Genomic DNA, 18694 nt, shown 5'->3' on the forward strand with positions numbered 1-18694 from the left:
GGGCGGTGGGCAGTGGGCAGTGGGCAGTGGGCAGTGGGCTCTGGGTGGTGAGCTTTGGGTGGTGGGTAGTGGGTAGCGGACTGCGGGAGTGATGCAAGGTGCGCGGCGGGTGTCTGGCCCCCTCTCCCTCTGGGAGAGGGCTGGGGTGAGGGCCTGGGCGTTTGCTTGCCAAACGACTGCCGCGAGCGCGCGCGGCCCCCACCCAGCCTCCCCCAGAGGGGGAGGGGACACAGCCGGCAAGGCCGAGAGGCGGGTCAGGCGCTGGATTGCGCCGGATCGATGGCGCCGCTGCCGAAGCGCTCCGCCCAGGCCTGCGGCCCCACGCCGTAGTGCTTGTGGAAGCTGCGCCGCAGGTTCTCCGGATGGCCGAAGCCACACAGCCGGGCCACGGTGGCGACCGAGGCCTGGCCCTGGGCCATCAGGGCGCTGGCCGTCTCCACCCGCAGCCGCTCGATGTAGCGGGCGGGCGAGGTGCCCAGCTCCTTCTGGAAGGCGCGGGTGAGCGTGCGCGGCGGCAGGCAGGCCTGGGCGGCCAGACGCTCCAGCGACAGGTCGGCGCCGAGCTGGCCCGGCAGCCAGTCGAGCAGCGCAGCCAGCCGCGGCGTGCGGCGCGGCTCGGGCGCGAGCAGGGCGCTGAACTGCGCCTGCCCGCCCGGCCGGCGCAGGAACATCACCAGTTGACGCGCCACGGCCAACGCCATCGGCCGGCCCAGGTCGGCCTCCACCAGGGCCAGCGCGAGGTCGATGCCCGCCGTGACACCGGCCGAGGTGAAGACATGGCCGTCCTGCGCGCTGCCGGGGTCGAAGGTGTGCAGGCAGTCGGGCTCCACCTGCACGGCCGGATGCCGCTCGCGCAGCTGGTCCAGCCGCGACCAGTGCGAGGTGGCGCGGCGGCCGTCGAGCAGGCCGGCCTCGGCCAGCAGCAGGGCGCCGGAGCACACCGAGCCCAGGCGTCGCACCTCGGGCTCGGCGCGGCGCAGCCAATCCAGCAGCGCCGCGCTGCCGCGTTGGGCAATCACGCCATCGCCGCCGGGCACGAGCAGGGTGTCGATGGCGCCTGCCGCCACAGCGGGCCAGGCGTCATCGGGCACAAGGCGCATTCCGGCGGACGTGGCGACGGGCGCAAGCGTCTCGGCGAGCAACCGCAGCCGGTACGGCGCCGCCCTCCGATGGCCATGCTGCGCCACGTCGTTGGCGGTGGCGAAGACCTGCATCGGCCCGGTGACGTCCAGGCTCATGCAGTCGGCGTAGAGCAGGCAAGCGATGGTGCGGGGCGGGGCGGCGGCGGGCATGGCGGCAGTGTGGGCCGTGACGCGAATGGCCACAAGGACAATTGGCCCACGGATCTGGCCACTTGGCGCAACAGGCGCGTGCGATCTTCAATCGGCGCCGGTCGGCCAGGCCAGCGCCAGCGTGCTTCGGAATTGCCTTGGCTGCCCCGTCACCGGGTCATCGAAGGCGATACCGCGCGCCAGCAGCCGCAGCGGGTTCTGCCAGTCGTCCGCCCCTTGCGGCCGCAGCACCGGGTAGATGCCGTCGCCCACGATCGGCACGCCCAGCGCCTCGCAGTGCGCGCGCAGCTGGTGCTTGCGGCCGGTGTGCGGCGCCAGGTCGAGCAACGCGACGTCGCCGCGCACCTCGCGCACGGCGATGGCCGTCTCCGAATTGGGTTCGCCGGGCACCGTCTCGCTGCGCATGAACACGTCTGCCAGCCGGCTGCGGTACACCGCCGGCAGCGGATGGGGCGGCGGCCAGTGCACCATGGCTTCATACTGCTTGCGCACGGCCCGTTCGGCGAACAGCCGCTGATAGGCACCGCGCGTGGCCGGCTGCACGCTGAAGACGACCAGGCCGGCGGTCTCGCGGTCGATGCGGTGGATGGGCACCAGCGTCTCCAGGCCCAGGCGCTGCTTCAGGCGCACCAGCAGCGTCTCGCGCACATGGCGGCCGCTGGGCATCACGGGCAGGAAGTGCGGCTTGTCGGCCACCACCAGCTGCTCGTCCTGGAAGAGCACCGTCTCCTGGAAGGGCACGGGCGCCTCGTCGGCCCATTCGCGGTAGTACCAGACACGCAGGTCCTTGCGGTAGGCCGTGTGCGCGTCGAGCCGGCTGCCGTCGCCCGCCACCACGCGGCCGGCGGCCATGCGGGCCTGCCAGTCGCCGCGCGACACCATCGGAAAGCGCTCGGCCAGGAAGTCCAGCACCGTGGCCCAGCCGCCGGGCGGCAGCGCCACGCAGCTCGGGCCCAGGCCGCCGTCCACCGGCAGCGGGCGGGGCTGGGCGGCTCGGCGGGCGCTGCCGGATTTGCGGGCGGGGCGGTCGGACATGGGCGGCGATTGTCGTGATGCAGGCCGGTCCGGCGTCGCGACGACCAGACGGCGATGGCGTCCCGAGTCGCCGCGACCGAGGCGCATGCGGCCTGGCAGCGGCCCTCAGGGCCTGGACTGGCCGCTTTCAGCGCAAGGGCGGCGCCGCCTGCAACACCTTGGCCGCCAGGTCCTCGTAGTTCTCGCCCAGATGGTGGCCGCCCGGCATGGGCAGGATCTTCGCCTGGGCCGGGTCCAGCTGCGGGCAGAGCGAGTCGGCCTTTTCCTCGGTGCCGTAGACGCACAGCGCCAGGCCCGCTGGCAGGCGCTTGGCCTCGGGCGCGATCGGCTGGTCGCCGCTCTTGCCGATCCAGTTGCTGACGTGGAATTCGAAGGCCGCCTTTTCGCCGGGGCCCAGCAGGCCCAGCAGCTTGACGCTGGCGCGGGTGCGCTCGGGCAGGCGGTTGTAGGCGAAGGGCAGCACGTCGGCGCCCTGCGAATAGCCTAGCAGCAGCACCTCGCTGCGGCCCCAGCGGGCGGCGTAGTAGCGGATCAGGCGGTCCAGATCGGCGGCCACGCCCTCGGGCGTGCGGCGGGTCCAGAAGTAGCGCAGCGAATCCAGGCCGGCGACCGGGACGCCGTCCTTGGCGAGCGCGGCGGCCAGGCGCTTGTCGATGCTGGCCCAGCCGCCGTCGCCCGAGACCAGCACGGCAAAGCGCTTGCCGGCGCCCTGCACGGGCACCTCGGTCACCGGCAGGTCCGACAGCTGGCTGGGCGGCAGGGCCAGTCCGGCGCGTTTCGCGGCCATCTGCGCGAAGGCGGCGTCGAAACCGGGCGGCGGCGCGTCGGCCGACTCGGCCGCTGCAGCGGCCACCCAGCGGGCGCCAGGCACCTGGGCGGTGAAAGCGGCGGGCGCCTGGGCGCCAGCGTTGCAGGCGGGCGCCCGTGAGTCTGACCCAAGGGCGGTCCAGGCGCCGGCCAGCCGGGCGGCGGGTTGCAGGTCGAACACGGACTGCGCGGGGGCCGGGCTCTGGGTTGCCGTGCCGGACTGGCTCGCCTGCGCCGCCACAACCGGGCGGCTCTTGAAGTTCTCGTCGCCGCACATCGGCAGCGGCAGGGCGAGGCGCGGACAGAAGTCCAGCGACAGGGCGCCGGTGTAGGTGTCGGCGGGCGACTGCGCGAGCAGGCCGTAGGCCAGCGCACCGGCTTGGCCGGTGCCGACCAGGATCGGCTCGATGTAGGTGGGCAGCTTTTCGCCGGCCTGCACGAAGCGCGCGAAGTTCTCCAGGGCGCCCGGGCCGTGCACGCACTGCTGACTGACCGCCGCGAGGCTGCGGTAGAAGCCCAGGCCGGGCACGGCGATCACCATGGCGCCCTGTGCGGTCATGGCCTGCACCAGGCGCAGGTCGCGCGCAGTGGGCGCGTCGCTGCCGGTCAGCAGCACCACGAACTGCTGCACGGCACCGGCGGGGCGGTACAGCGGCACGTCCTTGAAGATCTCGCGCGTGATGCGCTTGGCCGGCTGCGGCAGGGCGGCCGCGCTCGCCACGGGGGCGGTGGGCTGGGCGATGGCGGCGCAGGCCAGCAACAGGCCCGAGGCGCCGGCCACCAGGGCGCGGCGCAAAAAGGAGGTCGGCAATGTCATGCGAGGGAAATCGAAAGCGGGCAGCGCGGCGTCACTTGCCGATCACGCCCTTGGTGCCGCCGCCGATCAGCGCGGCCAGGTCCAGCAGCACCCACAGCGGTGCCACGCCGCCGGGCGCGGCCAGATAGCGCGGCTCCCAGACGGGCTCGAACTTGTCCTTGAAGCTGCGCAGCCCGCGGAAGTTGTAGAAGCGTTCGCCATGCTCGTAGAGCAGACGGCCCAGCCGCTGCCAGCGCGGCGCATGGCGGCGCTCGGCCATGCCGGCCATGGGCGCCATGCCCAGCGCGAAGCGCTGGAAGCCGCGCTCCTTCAAGTGCAGCAGCACCTTGGCAAAGAGGAAGTCCATGGTGCCGGGCGGCGCATCGGGCAGGTGGCGCATCAGGTCGACGGCGGCCTCTTCGGCGGGCGCGGTGACCAGAAGGTTGGCGAAGGCCAGGATGCAGCCCTCGCGCCGGGCCACGGCCACCGGCAGGCGGCGCAGGTAGTCCTCGTCGAAGCGGCCGACCGAGAAGCCTTTCTCGCGCGTCTTCTGGCGCGAAAGCCAGGCGTCCGACACGGCGCGCAGCTCGGGCAGGGCGGCTTCCAGCGCCTCGCCCTCGATCACCTCGAACACCAGGCCCTCGCGCTCGCCGCGGTTCATGCCCGAGCGCAGGTTGGCCCGCTTGGCGCCCTTGAGGTCGAACCCGGGCAGCTCGATGTGCGCATGCTCGCCCAGCTTGAAGGCCTGCAGGCCGCAGTCCAGGTACAGCGGCAGGCTGGCCGGGCGCACCTGGTAGAAGGCCGGCCGGCCGCCATGGGTGCGTGCCATCTCGACGAAGCGCCACGCCAGCTCGGCCCATTCGGCCTTGTCGCCCGCGGGGCCGTACAGCGCGATCCAGGAGCGGTTCTGCTTGCCGTACATGAGGAAGCTGCGGCCCGAGGGCGAGAACAGCAGGTGCTTGTCGCCGGTGAGCGCGAAGCAGGCGTCGGCACGCGGGTTGGCGGCCACGATGGCGGCGGCGCGGTCCAGGTCCTCGGTGGTGGGCGCCGCCGCCTGGCCCACAGGCGGGCGCAGCAGCTGCCACAGGCCGTAGGCCATGCCGGCCAGCGCCACGCCCAGCAGCGCGCGCAGCGAGCGCGGTGCCTGCGCGTCCAACTCGAACTGCCACCACAGCCCGTGGGTGTAGGCCACTTCCTGGTAGGCGAAGAACAGCAGCCACAGCGAGCCTGCCAGCACCGCGCCCAGGCCGATCAGCCAGCCGGGCTCCAGCCGCATCGACAGCAGCGAGGAGCGGCGGTCGAACTGCTTGCGCGAGACGACCAGCAGCACCGCCAGCGTGGCCAGCAGGCCGGCCTCGTGCAGCGCGATGCCCTTGGGCAGGGCCAGCACGGCCGAGACCACGGCCAGCACCAGCGCCGCCCACCAGGCCGCATCGAGCCGGTGGAACAGCCCGCGCGCCACCAGCAGCAGACCCAGGCCCGCCACGCTGCCCAGGAAGTGCGAGGCTTCCACCAGCGGCAGCGGCACGTTGAGCGTGGCCAGCATCTCGCGGGCGTCCTCGGTGAAGGGCGTGACGCCCGAGGCGATGAGCCACAGCCCTGCCACCAGCGTCAGCGCCGCCAGCAGCCGCGGGCTGAGGCGCGTGGCGGCCCGGGCGATGGGCGTGCCCACGCCGCTCTTCAGCTCCCAGCCCAGCACCAGGGCGGTGGCCGCCACCAGCGGCACGATGTAGTAGATGCCGCGGTAGAGCACCAGCGCGGCCAGCATCGAGTCGGCCGGCACGTCGTTGCGGGTGGCCATCAGCATCACCGCCTCGAACACGCCCACGCCGCCGGGCACATGGCTGATGATGCCGGCCACGATGGCGATGGCATAGAAGGCGGTGAAGGCCGGCAGGTCGATGCGCTCGCCCGGCAGCAGGAACCACAGCGCCGCCGCCGAGGCCGTCAGCTCGAAGGCCGAGATGACCAACTGCCGCACCGCCAGGCCCGCCGGCGGCAGCCGCAGCCGCCAGCGGCCGGCGATCTGCAGGTTGCGCTGGCGCCGGCAAAGCGCCAGGAACACGCCCACGCCCACCAGCAGCAGGCCCGAGCCCAACTGGAGCAGTTCTGGCGGCAGGCCGACCAGCCCCGCCACGTCGGGCGCGCCCCACAGCAGCGCCACCGCGCCGAAGGCGGTGATGCCCAGGCCGAAGGCCGCCGCGTTGAATACCACCACCTGCGCCACCTGGTGCGCCTTGAGGCCCGCCGCCGTGTAGAGCCGGGTGCGCACCGCGCCGCCGGTCAGCGGGCCGAGGCCGATGGTGTTGGACAGCGCATAGGCCGTGAAGGAGGTCAGCAGCACCGTGCCCCGGTTCACCCGGGCATGGGCATAGGCCAGGGCCGAGAAGTCGTAGCCCGACAGGATGAAGTAGCTGGCGGCGGTGGCCATCAGCGCCAGAACGATGTCCATCTCGTGCGTGCCGGCGATGGCCCGCATCACGTCGTCGTAGCGCACCTCGCCGGCCAGGCCGTGCAGGGCCCCAGCGAGCAGCAGGCACAGCAGCAGGGCGGCCGCGGCGATCAGCCAGGGTTTGAGGCGCTGCCAGCCGAGGGCGACGGCTTCTGTAGGAACAGGGCGCGTCCCCGTCGAGGCGGAGTCGGGGGAAGGGTGGGAAAGCTCGGTCACGGTGTACAAAGAGGGGGCCTGCCGGCATGCGCCGACGGCCTCAAGCCACAACGCAGGCCCCGGCCGCCGCGTTGGCCCGGTCCCGAAATTTTGTTGATTCCATGAGCAAAACTCCCCCCGACTGGTTGTCCAAGGGCGTCTCGCTGCTGCGCCCGGGCGCGCCGGCAGACGCCGCGGGCGCCGCCAGGCCGGCCCCCGCCGCCACCGGCGATGCGCGCCCGACCCGCACCCTGACCGAACGCATGGCCGCCACGCTGCGCCGCCATGGCGAGGCCCTGCCGCCCCGCGCGCTGCGCCGCGTGCTCGAAGACCTGCAGGGCGTGACCGACAGCCGCACCAGCGAGGTCGAGGCCGGCCGCCGCGCCCATGCCGTGATGACTGCCTACCAGGCGCTGACCGCCGACGAGCGCCGTGACGTCTGGCTCCTGATGGCCGAATGCTTCGCCCCCGATGGCGCCAAGCTGAAGACCGCGCGCGAGCAATACGAAGCCGCCGAACCCGGCTCGCCCGAGCAGGCCCAGGCCGAAGCGAAGCTGCGCCGTGCCTCGGCGTCGCCCCGGGCTCGTCTGCTGCAACGTTTCGCCATCCCCGAGGAAGGGCTGCGCTTCCTGGTCGGCCTGCGGGCCGAGCTGCTGCCGGTGGTGCGCAAGGACCGTCGCCTCGCCGCGCTGGACGCCGAGCTGGAGCAGCTGTTCTCGACCTGGTTCGATGTGGCCTTCCTCGACCTCAAGCGCATCAGCTGGGATTCGCCCGCCTCGCTGATCGAGAAGCTGATCGAGTACGAGGCCGTGCACGACATCAAGGGCTGGTCCGACGTCAAGAACCGGCTGGACGACACCGACCGCCGCTGCTACGGCTTCTTCCATCCCCGCCTGCCCGGCGTGCCGCTGATCTTCGTGGAGGTGGCGCTGACCGACGCCATCAGCGATGCCATCGCGCCGCTGCTGGACGAGGCGGCCACCGCCACCCCGGCGCACAAGGCTTCGACCGCGATCTTCTACTCCATCAGCAACACCCAGACCGGCCTGCGGGGCGTGAGCTTCGGCGATTCGCTGATCAAGCGGGTGGTGGAGACGCTGCGCGAGGAATTCCCCAAGCTCAAGAACTTCGCGACGCTCTCGCCCATTCCCGGCCTGCGCCAGTGGCTGGGCGGCCAGGCCGCGGCCCTGCTGCCGCGCCTGCCCGACAAGCAGGCCCAGGCGCTGGGCCGTCATCTGGGCAGCCTGCCGCCCACGGCCGACCGGCTGCTGGCGGCGCTGGACGATGCGCCTTCGCTGGGCGAGCGCTCGCCGCTGCGTCAGACGCTGCTGCACCTGGCGGCCGAGTACCTGGGTCGGGTCGGCCAGGATGGCAAGCCCGCCGACCCGGTGGCACGCTTCCACCTCGGCAACGGCGCGCGGGTCGAGCGGCTCAACTGGGCCGCCGACCTGTCGCCCAAGGGCATCAAGCAGTCCTGGGGCCTGATGGTCAACTACCTGTACGACCTCAAGCGCCTGGACAAGCACCGTGCCCTGCTCGCAGACGGCAAGGTGCCGGTGTCGGGCGACATCGAGGGGCTGCTGCTCTGAGCCCCTGCTGAATCCCCGGGCCGATTCCATCCCACAAGCGCCGCCGGCCCCGGCGCATCCAAGACGAGAGACGGAGACAAGCCATGACCCCCCCACCGATCCATCGGCGCAGTCTGCTGCGCCTGGCCGCGGCCGGCGCCGCTGCCGCCTGCGCCGGCGTGCGCGCGCAGAGCACCTGGCCCAGCCGGCCCGTGACGCTGGTCGTGCCCTTTCCGGCCGGCGGCGGCACCGACGCCTTCGCCCGCCCGCTGGCGGCGCAGTTCAGCAAGGTCACGGGCCACACGCTGGTGATCGACAACCGCGGCGGCGCGGGCGGCACCGTGGGCGCCAGCATCGCGGCCAAGGGCGCGCCCGATGGGCACACGCTGTTCATGGGCGCGGTGCACCATGCCATCGCGCCGGCCATCTACCCCAAGCTGGACTACGACATCGAGCGCGACTTCGTGCCATTGATGCTGCTGGCCAACGTGCCCCAGGTGGTGGTGGTCAACCCGCGGCGCGTCACCCAGCCCGGCATCAAGGAGTTCATCGCCTATGCCAGGCAGAACCCCGGCAAGCTCAACTACGCCTCGGCCGGGGCGGGCACCTCGCACCACCTGGCGGGCGAACTCTTCAAGCTGCAGACCGGCACCTTCATCACGCACATCCCCTACCGCGGCGCCGGCCCCATGCTGCAGGACCTGATCGCCGGCAACGTGGACTGCGGCTTCGACGGCCTGGGCTCGTCGGCCCAGCACATCAAGGCCGGGCGCATCAAGGCGCTGATGGTCTCGGGCGCGCAGCGCAACGCTGCCTTTCCCGATGTGCCGAGCGCCAGCGAGGCGGGCCTGCCCGACTACACCGTCACCACCTGGTACGGCCTGTGGGCGCCCAAGGGCACGCCGCCCGAGCTGGCGGCGCGCATCACCGAGGACATGCGCCGCACGCTGGCCGCCGACGAGCTCAAGACCATCTGGGCCAGCAACGGCTCGGAGATTCCCAGCCTGACCGGCCCGGCCTATGGCCAGTTCGTCTCGGCCGAGGTCAGGCGCTGGGCGGCGGTGGTCAAGGCCTCGGGGGCCAAACTCGAATAGATTTGGCCTTCATGAGCGACAAGAACGATGCCATCGATCTGGCGCGCGACGGTGCCATCGCCACCCTGACGCTGCGCAACCCCGGCCGGCTCAACGCCATGACCCGCGGCATGTGGCACGGCCTGCGGGCCGCTGCCGAGGGGTTGGCGGCCGACGCCAGCCTTCGCTGCGTGGTCGTGCGCGGGGAGGGCGGTGCCTTCTGCGCCGGCGGCGACATCTCCGAATACCCGGCCTTCCGCTACGACGTGGCGAGCCTGCGGCACTTCCACGAGGAGGAGGTCTGGGGTGCCCTGGCGGCGTTGCTGGCCTGCCCGGTGCCGCTGGTGGCGCAGATCGAGGGTGCCTGCATGGGGGCCGGGCTGGAGATTGCCAGCTGCTGCGACATCCGCCTGGCCGGCGCCTCGGCCCGCTTCGGCGCGCCCATCGCCAAGCTGGGCTTCCCGATGGCGCCGCGCGAGGCCGCGCTGGTGCGCAGCCAGATCGGTGACGCCCTGGCGCGCGACATGCTGCTGGCCGCCGGCCTGCATCCGGCGCCGAGGCTTCTGGCGGCGGGCTTCCTGCTCGACGTGCTGCCCGACGCGGAGGTGGCCGATGCGGCCTGGCGCCATGCCCAGCGCATCGCCAGCCTGGCGCCGCAGGCCGCCCGGCTGCACAAGGCCACCTTCCGCGCCCTGGCCGCGGGCGAGATGCAGCAACTGCTGTCGGGCGCCTACGACTACGCAGACACGGCCGAGCACCGCGAGGGCATCGATGCCTTTCTCGCGAAAAGGCCGCCCCGCTTCGGCTGAATCCGTGAATACTCGGCCCCTGTCCAAGAACCCCTCCCCATCCAACCGCCCCTTCGTCTTCCGCCCTTCATGAGCTCCACGCCCAACGCCAACCTCTTTGCCGCGCTGCGCGCCGCCTTCCCGCACGACCTGGACGAGATCGCCGTCGAGACCGACGACGGCCTGGCCTATTCCTGGCGCGACCTGGAGCGGGCCAGCGCCATGATCGCCAATCTGCTGGGCAGCCTGGGCCTGGAGCCGGGGGCGCGGGTGGCGGTGCAGGTCGAGAAGTCGGTGGAGGCCATGCTGCTGTACCTGGCCACGCTTCGCGCGGGCTATGTATTCCTGCCGCTCAACACCGCCTATCAGCGTGCCGAGATGGAGTACTTCATCGGCAACGCCGAGCCCGAGGTGGTGGTGTGCACCAGCGCCAACCTGGACTGGGTGGAGCCCATCGCCAAGGCGGCCGGCACGCGCTGGGTGTTCACGCTGGACGACAACCGCACCGGCACCCTGCTGGGCCACGCCGCCACCTGCAGTGCCGAGCACGAGATCGTGCGCAAGGCCGACGACGATCTGGCGGCCATCCTCTACACCAGCGGCACCACCGGCCGCAGCAAGGGCGCGATGCTGTCGCACCGCAACCTGCGCAGCAATGCCGAGGTGCTCAAGACCTACTGGGGCTGGACGCACGGCGACGTGTTGCTGCACGCGCTGCCCATCTTCCACGTCCACGGGCTGTTCGTGGCCATCCATGGCGCGCTGCTCAACGGCAGCAAGATGCTCTGGTTCGGCAAGTTCGACCCCAAGCGCGTCATCGCCAAGCTGCCCGAGGCGACCGTCTTCATGGGAGTACCCACGCTGTACGTGCGCATGCTGGCCGAGCCCACGCTGAGCCTGGCGGCCTGCGACAACATGCGCCTCTTCATCAGCGGCTCGGCACCGCTGCTCATCGAGACCTTCAACGACTGGCAGACCCGCACCGGCCACACCATCCTGGAGCGCTACGGCATGAGCGAAACCATCATGCTGACCTCCAATCCCTACACCTCGGTGCAGGGCGCGCGGCGCGGCGGCACGGTGGGCTTTCCGCTGCCGGGCGTCAAGCTGCGGGTGCGGGCCTATGAAGACGGCAAGCCGCCACGGGACTGCGAGCGCGACGAGATCGGCAACATCGAGGTGGCCGGCCCCAATGTGTTCGCCGGCTACTGGCGCATGCCCGAGAAGACCAAGGAGGAGTTCACGCCCGACGGCTTCTTCAAGACCGGCGACGTGGGCAAGGTCGACACGCTGGGCTACGTGACCATCGTGGGCCGCAGCAAGGACCTGATCATCAGCGGCGGCTACAACGTGTACCCGGCCGAGATCGAGGGCTACATCAACGAGATGCCCGGCGTGGCCGAGAGCGCGGTGGTGGGGGTGCCGCATCCCGACTTCGGCGAGGTGGGCGTGGCGGTCGTGGTGGGCAAGCCGGGCGCCTCGCCCGACGCCGACGCCATCGTGGCCGAGCTCAAGGCCAAGCTGGCCAACTTCAAGATCCCCAAGCGCTGCTTCGTTGTCGACGAGTTGCCGCGCAACCAGATGGGCAAGGTGCAGAAGGCCTTGCTTCGCGACCAGCACAAGGCCCTGTTCACCTGATTCGGCAAGCGGCCCGCCCAGCATGAAACCGGCGCAGCCCGATTGATCGAAGGGCCGCGGAGCAGGCCATGCGAGAGCACCCGAGGAACTGGCTTTGCCAGGCCTCCGGGTGCGCCCCCCTCCAAGCCGAAGGCGCCAGAGAGGGGGGAGCCGCGAAGCGGCATGGGGGGTGGCGCAGGTTCACTGCACGAGCAGCACCGGCAGGTCGCTCTCGGCGATCACCTTGGTGGCCACCGAGCCCATCAGCGCGCGGCCCAGGGTGCCATGGCCGTGCGTGCCCATGACGACCAGGCCCGCGCCGCATTCCTCTGCGGCGCGCACGATCTCCTCGGCAGCCTGCCCATGGCGGGTCTGCATCGAGGCGTTGGCGATGCCGAGGCCTTGCAGCTGCTGCTTCACCGGATCGATCACCTTGGCGCCTTCTTCCTTGTAGTACTCGGCCAGGGTGTCCTTCGCGATGTGGCGGCTGGCATGCGGCGGGATGGCCGGGCATACATGCACCAGCACCAGCTCATGGCCATCGACGAACATGCTTCGCTGGGCGGCGATGTAGTCCAGTGCCTTGCGGGTGAACTCACTGCCATCCACGGCGACGACGATCTTCATTGCTCTTGCTCCTTTTATGGGGTGAGGACATGCGCCACGAGGGCGCAGCCCAGTGTGGCTGTTGGGGACCGCGCTCAGCGCAATACCAGCACGGGCAATGTGGAATGGGTGAGCACGTGCTGGGTCTCGCTGCCCAGCAGCAGCCGCTTGATGCCCTTGCGGCCGTGCGAGGCCATCACGATCAGATCGGCCTTGTGCTTGCGCGCGGCGCTGATGATCGACTCGGCCACCAGGTCGGACTTGACCACCGCGGCCCGCGCCTTCACGCCCTTGGCCTGCACCTGGGCCACCACCTTGTCCACCAGCTCGCGGGCCTGCTCGGACCATTGCTTCTCGATGCGCGCGACGTCCTGCGTCTCGAACACCACGGCGCCTTCGAGATAGCTCACCGGGTAGCGCGGCACCACGTTCAGCACCACGATCTCGGCGCCGCAGGTCTGGGCGAGCGCGGTGGCATGCTGGACGGCTTTCTTCGACAGGCTGGAGCTGTCGGTGGGGACGAGGATGCGCTGGTACATGGTCTGAGGCTCCGTGTTGATGTGGCTCCAGCATAGGCAGCACGGCGCGGCCGAAACTTGACCGAGGTCAAGGCCCACGAGGGTGCGCACGCGCAGCATCGGTGCATGCAAGCTGCCCTTCCTCTAGGCTCCGCCAGCGCACCGACGGAAGCCGACGTCCAGGCCCGCACGGCCCTCGACGACCCGGCCGAATGGCCGGCCTTCGGCCACGAACTGCGCGCGGGCGGTGACTGGGAGTCGCAGGTCTGCGTGGAAGGCATCCACTGCGCAGCCTGTGCCTTCACCATCGAGGACGCCCTGCTGCGCCTGCCCGGCGTGCGCAAGGTGACGGTCAATGCCGCGAGCCGCCGTGCGCGCGTGGTGTGGTCACCCTCGCAGGTGCAGCCCTCGCGCTGGTTCGCCGCGGTGGCCGAGGCGGGCTACCGCTTCGCGCCGGCCGCCGATGCCTCGCTGCGCATCGCCCGCCAGAAGGAGGCGCGGCGCGCGCTCTTCCGATGGCTGGTGGCCGGCCTCTGCATGATGCAGGTGATGATGTATGCGCTGCCGGCCTACGTGGCCGGCCCGGGCGAGATGACGCCCGACATCGAGCGCCTGCTGCGCTGGGCCTCGTGGGTGCTCACGCTGCCCGTCATGGCCTTCGCCTGCGGGCCCTTCTTCGGCAGCGCCTGGCGCGATCTGCGCCATGGCCGTATCGGCATGGATGTGCCCGTGGCGCTGGGCATGGCCATCGCCTTCGTGGTCAGCACGGCGGGCACCTTCGACCCCGACGGTGCGCTGGGCCACGAGGTGTACTTCGACTCGCTCACCATGTTCGTGTTCTTCCTGCTCACCGGCCGCTGGCTGGAGTCTCGGCTGCGCGACCGCACGGCGGGTGCGCTCGATGCGCTGGCCGGCCGCCTGCCGGAGACGGCCGAGCGGCGGCAGATCCACGGCGGCTTCGAGCGCGTGCCGTTGCGCCGCGTGCAGGTGGGCGACGTGCTGCGCGTGCGGCCCGGCGAGTCCTTTCCGGCGGACGGCATCGTGGTCGACGGAGACACGCTGGCCGACGAGGCGCTGCTGACCGGCGAGTCGCGCCCCGTGGCCAAGCCCTATGGCGAGACGGTGCATGCCGGCAGCCACAACCTGTCGGCGCCCGTGCTGGTGCTCGCGCGTCAGGTGGGCAGTGGCACGCGCTTCGCGCAGATCGTGGCGCTCATGGAAGGCGCAGCCATGCAGCGCCCGCGGCTGGCCGCGATGGCCGACCGCATCGCGCGGCCCTTCCTGCTGGCGGTGGTGCTCGCGGCGGGCGGTGCGGCGCTGTGGTGGTGGCCGGTGGACCCGGGTCATGCGCTGATGGTCGCGGTCTCGGTGCTGATCGTGACCTGTCCCTGCGCGCTCTCGCTGGCGACGCCCGCGGCCATGCTGGCCAGCGCAGGCGCGCTGGCACGGCGTGGCGTGCTGGTGGCCCACATGCAGGCGCTGGAATCGCTGGCCACGGCGCAGACGGTGGTCTTCGACAAGACCGGAACACTCACGCGCGGCACGCCGCGGCTGGATCGGGTCTACAGCCGCCGCGGCACGCTGCCCGGCGACGCACTCGAACTCGCGGTGGCACTGGCCGAAGGTTCGCTGCACCCGGCCGCACGGGCGTTGCGCCAGGCCTGGGACGCGCAGCGTCGCGTTCCGCCCGCGTGGCGTGCCGAGGCAATGCAGGAACTGCACGGGCAGGGCGTGCAGGGCCTCCTGCGGCCGCAGCAGGGCGATGCGCCCGCGCGCCATGTGCGGCTGGGCAGTGCGGCCTTCTGCGAGGCCCGTGCGCTGCAGACCGACGCCATGCAGGTCCACCTGCGCGACGACGAGGGCTGGGTGGCCAGCTTCGCGCTCGCCGAAGACCTGCGGCCCGAAGCGCCGGAGGCGATCGCGCGGCTCAAGGCCCAGGGCTTGGTGCCACGCCTGCTTTCCGGCGACCGCGAGGCCGCCGCGCAGCGGCTGGCGGCCAGCGCCGGCATCGACACGGCACGCGGCGGCTGCAGCCCCGAGGACAAGCTGCACGAGGTGCGCCGCCTGCAGGCGCAGGGCAGGGCGGTGGCCATGGTGGGCGACGGTCTCAACGACGGGCCGGTGATCGCGCAGGCCGACGCCTCCTTCGCCTTCGGCAATGCCGTGCCGCTCACGCAGGCGCGCGCCGACTTCGTGGTGCTGGCCGATTCGCTGCAGGCGGTGCCCGACACCGTGGCACAGGCGCGGCGCACGCTGCGCATCGTGCGGCAGAACCTCGCTTGGTCGGTGACCTACAACGCGCTGTGCGTGCCCCTGGCGTTGGCGGGCTGGCTGCCGGCCTGGCTGGCTGGCCTGGGCATGGCGCTCAGCTCGCTGGTGGTGGTACTGAACAGTGCACGCCTGTCTCGCATGGATGCTGGCGAAAGCCAACCTGCAGTGGCTTCCGCGGAGCACATGCCTGCGGATGCAACGCTCGTGCCGCAAGGCTGACGAGGCAAGGCCATGGACATCCTCTTCGTGCTCGTGCCGCTGTCGGTGCTGCTGGTGCTGCTGATCATCGCGGGCCTGTGGTGGGCCGTGGAGCGCGGCCAGTTCGATGACGTGGAACAGGAAGGCGCGCGCATTCTGCAAAGCGATTGATCTCCGTCAATCGACCGGCGGGAACCGAGTCGGACACTGCCTACAAGTTCCTCAACCTGGTTCCCAAGATGCAGTCCTCCCACTCACCTGCGGCGCTCTACAACGACACGGTCGTGCGCCAGTTCTCGCTGATGGCCGTGGTCTGGGGCGTGGTCGGCATGCTCGTCGGCGTGATCATCGCCGCCCAGCTGACCTGGCCCGATCTCAACCTCGGCATTCCCTGGCTGAGCTACGGACGCCTGCGGCCGCTGCACACCAACGCGGTCATCTTCGCCTTCGGCGGCTGCGCGCTCTTTGCCACCAGCTACCACGTGGTGCAGCGCACCTGCCAGACGCGGCTGTTCGCGCCGGGCCTGGCGGCCTTCACCTTCTGGGGCTGGCAGGCCGTCATTGTGGCCGCGGCCATCAGCCTGCCGCTGGGCTACACCACCGGCAAGGAATACGCCGAGCTCGAATGGCCCATCGACATCCTGATCACGCTGGTCTGGGTGTCGTATGCCATCGTGTTCTTCGGCACGGTGGGCACGCGCAAGGTCAAGCACATCTATGTGGCCAACTGGTTCTACGGTGCCTTCATCATCGCGGTGGCCCTGCTGCATGTGGTCAACAGCGCCGAGGTGCCCGCGGGCTGGATGAAGAGCTACTCGGCCTATGCCGGCGTGCAGGACGCCATGGTGCAGTGGTGGTACGGCCATAACGCGGTGGGCTTCTTTCTCACCGCCGGCTTCCTGGGGATGATGTACTACTACATCCCCAAGCAGGCCGAGCGCCCGGTCTACAGCTACCGCCTGTCGATCGTGCACTTCTGGGCGCTGATCTTCACCTACATGTGGGCAGGCCCGCACCACCTGCACTACACCGCGCTGCCCGACTGGACGCAGTCGCTGGGCATGCTGTTCTCGCTGATCCTGCTGGCGCCCAGCTGGGGCGGGATGATCAACGGCATCATGACCCTGTCGGGTGCCTGGCACAAGCTGCGCACCGATCCGATCCTGCGCTTCCTGATCGTGGCCCTGTCCTTCTACGGCATGTCCACCTTCGAGGGCCCGATGATGTCCATCAAGACAGTCAACGCCCTCAGCCACTACACCGACTGGACCATCGGCCACGTGCACTCCGGCGCACTGGGCTGGGTGGGCCTGATCTCGATGGGCTCGCTCTACTACCTGATCCCGCGCATGTGGGGCCGCACCACGATGCACAGCATCAAGGCCATCGAGCTGCACTTCTGGATGGCCACCATCGGCATCGTGCTCTACATCGCCGCCATGTGGATCGCCGGCGTGATGCAGGGCCTGATGTGGCGCGCCATCAACCCCGACGGCACGCTCACCTACACCTTCGCCGAAGGCGTGAAGGCCACCTTCCCCTTCTACGTGGTGCGCCTGCTGGGCGGCTTGCTGTACCTGGGCGGCATGCTGGTCATGGCCTGGAACGTGTGGATGACCGTGATCTCGGGCCGTGCCGTGCGCGCCACCATCCCGGCCCCGCAGGCTGCCGCCCATGCCTGACCGAACGGAGCACAACAACATGAGCCAGACGACGCCCTCCACGTCCACCGGCTTCTCGCATGAGAAGGTCGAGACGAACAACTTCCTGATGATCGTGCTGATTCTGCTGGTCGTCGCCGTCGGCGGCCTGGTGGAGATCGTGCCGCTGTTCTTCCAGAAGTCCACCACCGAGCCCATCGCCGGCCTCAAGCCCTACACCGCGCTGCAGCTGGCCGGCCGCGACGTCTACCTGCGCGAGGGTTGCTACAACTGCCACTCGCAGATGATCCGCCCCTTCCGCGCCGAGACGCTGCGCTATGGCCACTACTCGGTGGCCGGCGAGTTCGTGTACGACCACCCCTTCCAGTGGGGCAGCAAGCGCACCGGCCCCGACCTGCAGCGCGTGGGCGGCAAGTACAGCGACGAGTGGCACCGCATCCACCTGAACAACCCGCGTGACGTGGTGCCCGAGTCCAACATGCCCGCCTACAGCTGGCTGGAGAAGAACACCGTGGACGCCGCGGCCCTGCCGTCCCACATGCGGGCCCTGCGCAAGGTGGGCGTGCCCTACACCGACGAGGACATCGCCGGCGCGCAGGCTGCCGTGGAGGGCAAGACCGAGATGGAAGCCACCATCGCCTACCTGCAGTCGCTGGGCCGGGCCCTGAAGTAAGCGAACGAGGAGTACCCACATCATGGACCTGACCACCCTGCGTTCCATCGCCACTGTCGTGTGCTTCGTGCTCTTCCTGGGCATCGTGGCCTGGGCCTATGCGCGGCGCAACCGTGCCGGCTTCGAGGAGGCAGCACGCCTGCCCTTCGAGCAGGACTGAGCGCACCGCGCCAACGCATCGAACGAGAGAGATCACGATGAGCGACTTCATCAACAACTTCTGGTCGAACTACGTCATCGCCGCCACGGTGCTGAGCATCCTGGGCTGCGCGATCCTGCTGTGGATGACGGCGCGCAAGCGCGTCGTCGCCGACAAGGACAACACCACCGGCCACGTCTGGGACGAGGACCTGCGCGAGGCCAACAACCCGCTGCCGCTGTGGTGGGTGGGCCTGTTCATCATCACCATCGTCTTCGCGGTGGGCTACCTGGCCTTCTTCCCGGGGCTGGGCAGTGTGCAGGGCAAGCTGGGCTGGAGCTCGGCCGGCGAGTACAAGGCCGAGGTCGAGAAGGCCAATGCGGAGCTGGCCCCCGTCTATGCGCGCTTCGCCAGTGCGCCGGTGGAGCAGGTGGCCGCCGACCCCGCAGCGCGCGCCATCGGCGAGCGGCTGTTCATGAACAACTGCGCCCAGTGCCACGGCTCGGACGCGCGGGGCAGCAAGGGCTTTCCCAACCTGACCGACAACGACTGGCTGCACGGCGGCACGCCCGACAAGATCATCGAGACCATCACGATGGGCCGCGTCGGCGTCATGCCGCCCATGGCCGCGGCCGTGGGCAGTGCGGACGACGTGAAGAACGTGGCCAACTACGTGCTCAGCCTGTCGGGCAGCCCGCACGACTCGGTGCGCGCCGGCCTGGGCAAGGCCAAGTTCGCGGTCTGTGCGGCCTGCCATGGCGCCGACGGCGGCGGCAACCAGGCGCTGGGCGCCCCGCGGCTCAACGACAACATCTGGCTGCACGGCTACGGCGAGGCCGCCATCATCGCCATGGTCAACAACGGCAAGCAGAACGTGATGCCGGCGCAGAACGAGCGGCTGACCGAGGCGCAAATCCGCGTGCTCGCGAGTTACGTCTGGGGCCTGTCCCACAACGCCACCACGGCGTCGGCCAAGCCCTGAGCGGCTTCATGACCCTCCGAGCC

Annotated in this window: 16 protein-coding genes; 10 read left to right on the plus strand and 6 right to left on the minus strand. The window is 70.7% G+C overall.

Features of this window, described 5'->3' with window-relative positions:
- Positions 1–254 precede the first annotated feature (254 nt).
- The 4 genes from KBC94_RS20870 to mprF form a co-directional block, all read right to left on the minus strand.
- On the minus strand, positions 255–1292 hold the full coding sequence (locus KBC94_RS20870; RefSeq protein WP_294374590.1) for a GlxA family transcriptional regulator: 1038 nt from the start codon (positions 1290–1292) through the stop codon (positions 255–257).
- An 87-nt stretch (positions 1293–1379) separates the two neighbouring features.
- On the minus strand, positions 1380–2327 hold the full coding sequence (locus KBC94_RS20875) for a pseudouridine synthase (RefSeq protein ID WP_294374591.1): 948 nt from the start codon (positions 2325–2327) through the stop codon (positions 1380–1382).
- 127 nt (positions 2328–2454) lie between these two features.
- Entirely contained in the window at positions 2455–3951 is a 1497-nt protein-coding gene (locus KBC94_RS20880; protein ID WP_294374593.1) for an AcvB/VirJ family lysyl-phosphatidylglycerol hydrolase, read from the minus strand.
- Between the two features lie 31 nt (positions 3952–3982).
- Positions 3983–6598, minus strand: a complete 2616-nt coding sequence (gene mprF / locus KBC94_RS20885; RefSeq protein ID WP_294374596.1) for a bifunctional lysylphosphatidylglycerol flippase/synthetase MprF — start codon at positions 6596–6598, stop codon at positions 3983–3985.
- A gap of 101 nt (positions 6599–6699) precedes the next feature.
- Here mprF and KBC94_RS20890 point away from each other — a divergent pair, with 101 nt between their 5' ends.
- The 4 genes from KBC94_RS20890 (at position 6700) to KBC94_RS20905 (ending at position 11644) form a co-directional block, all read left to right on the plus strand.
- Complete coding sequence (locus tag KBC94_RS20890; RefSeq protein WP_294374598.1) at positions 6700–8166, plus strand: malonyl-CoA decarboxylase; 1467 nt, start codon at positions 6700–6702, stop codon at positions 8164–8166.
- A gap of 83 nt (positions 8167–8249) precedes the next feature.
- Positions 8250–9239 carry a tripartite tricarboxylate transporter substrate binding protein gene (locus KBC94_RS20895; protein ID WP_294374601.1) on the plus strand — a complete coding sequence of 330 codons (990 nt, stop codon included), beginning with the start codon at positions 8250–8252 and terminating at the stop codon, positions 9237–9239.
- A gap of 11 nt (positions 9240–9250) precedes the next feature.
- Entirely contained in the window at positions 9251–10027 is a 777-nt protein-coding gene (locus tag KBC94_RS20900; RefSeq protein WP_294374602.1) for an enoyl-CoA hydratase-related protein, read from the plus strand.
- 69 nt (positions 10028–10096) lie between these two features.
- Positions 10097–11644, plus strand: a complete 1548-nt coding sequence (locus KBC94_RS20905; protein ID WP_294374604.1) for a malonyl-CoA synthase — start codon at positions 10097–10099, stop codon at positions 11642–11644.
- Positions 11645–11824: 180 nt separating this feature from the next.
- Here the strand turns inward: KBC94_RS20905 and KBC94_RS20910 are convergent, their stop codons facing one another.
- Both KBC94_RS20910 and KBC94_RS20915 read right to left on the minus strand, forming a co-directional pair.
- Entirely contained in the window at positions 11825–12250 is a 426-nt protein-coding gene (locus KBC94_RS20910; protein WP_294374606.1) for a universal stress protein, read from the minus strand.
- A 74-nt stretch (positions 12251–12324) separates the two neighbouring features.
- The gene (locus KBC94_RS20915; protein WP_017760202.1) at positions 12325–12768 is read right to left on the minus strand and encodes a universal stress protein; all 444 of its coding nucleotides are present in this window, start codon (positions 12766–12768) and stop codon (positions 12325–12327) included.
- Positions 12769–12873: 105 nt separating this feature from the next.
- On the opposite strand from KBC94_RS20915, the gene KBC94_RS20920 reads away from it, so the two are divergent.
- The 6 genes from KBC94_RS20920 (at position 12874) to ccoP (ending at position 18671) form a co-directional block, all read left to right on the plus strand.
- On the plus strand, positions 12874–15237 hold the full coding sequence (locus tag KBC94_RS20920; protein WP_294374612.1) for a cation-translocating P-type ATPase: 2364 nt from the start codon (positions 12874–12876) through the stop codon (positions 15235–15237).
- A gap of 12 nt (positions 15238–15249) precedes the next feature.
- On the plus strand, positions 15250–15387 hold the full coding sequence (gene ccoS, locus KBC94_RS20925; RefSeq protein ID WP_017761492.1) for a cbb3-type cytochrome oxidase assembly protein CcoS: 138 nt from the start codon (positions 15250–15252) through the stop codon (positions 15385–15387).
- A gap of 68 nt (positions 15388–15455) precedes the next feature.
- Positions 15456–16898, plus strand: a complete 1443-nt coding sequence (ccoN, locus tag KBC94_RS20930; RefSeq protein ID WP_294374623.1) for a cytochrome-c oxidase, cbb3-type subunit I — start codon at positions 15456–15458, stop codon at positions 16896–16898.
- A 19-nt stretch (positions 16899–16917) separates the two neighbouring features.
- Positions 16918–17550, plus strand: a complete 633-nt coding sequence (gene ccoO / locus KBC94_RS20935) for a cytochrome-c oxidase, cbb3-type subunit II (protein ID WP_294374934.1) — start codon at positions 16918–16920, stop codon at positions 17548–17550.
- A 22-nt stretch (positions 17551–17572) separates the two neighbouring features.
- Positions 17573–17710 (plus strand): CcoQ/FixQ family Cbb3-type cytochrome c oxidase assembly chaperone, encoded by a 138-nt coding sequence (locus tag KBC94_RS20940; RefSeq protein ID WP_017761489.1) that lies wholly within the window; start codon positions 17573–17575, stop codon positions 17708–17710.
- 37 nt (positions 17711–17747) lie between these two features.
- Positions 17748–18671, plus strand: a complete 924-nt coding sequence (gene ccoP, locus KBC94_RS20945) for a cytochrome-c oxidase, cbb3-type subunit III (protein ID WP_294374627.1) — start codon at positions 17748–17750, stop codon at positions 18669–18671.
- Positions 18672–18694 lie beyond the last annotated feature (23 nt).

It is taken from the genome of Pseudacidovorax sp. (assembly GCF_017991995.1).
In the GTDB taxonomy this organism is placed as follows: domain Bacteria; phylum Pseudomonadota; class Gammaproteobacteria; order Burkholderiales; family Burkholderiaceae_C; genus Xenophilus.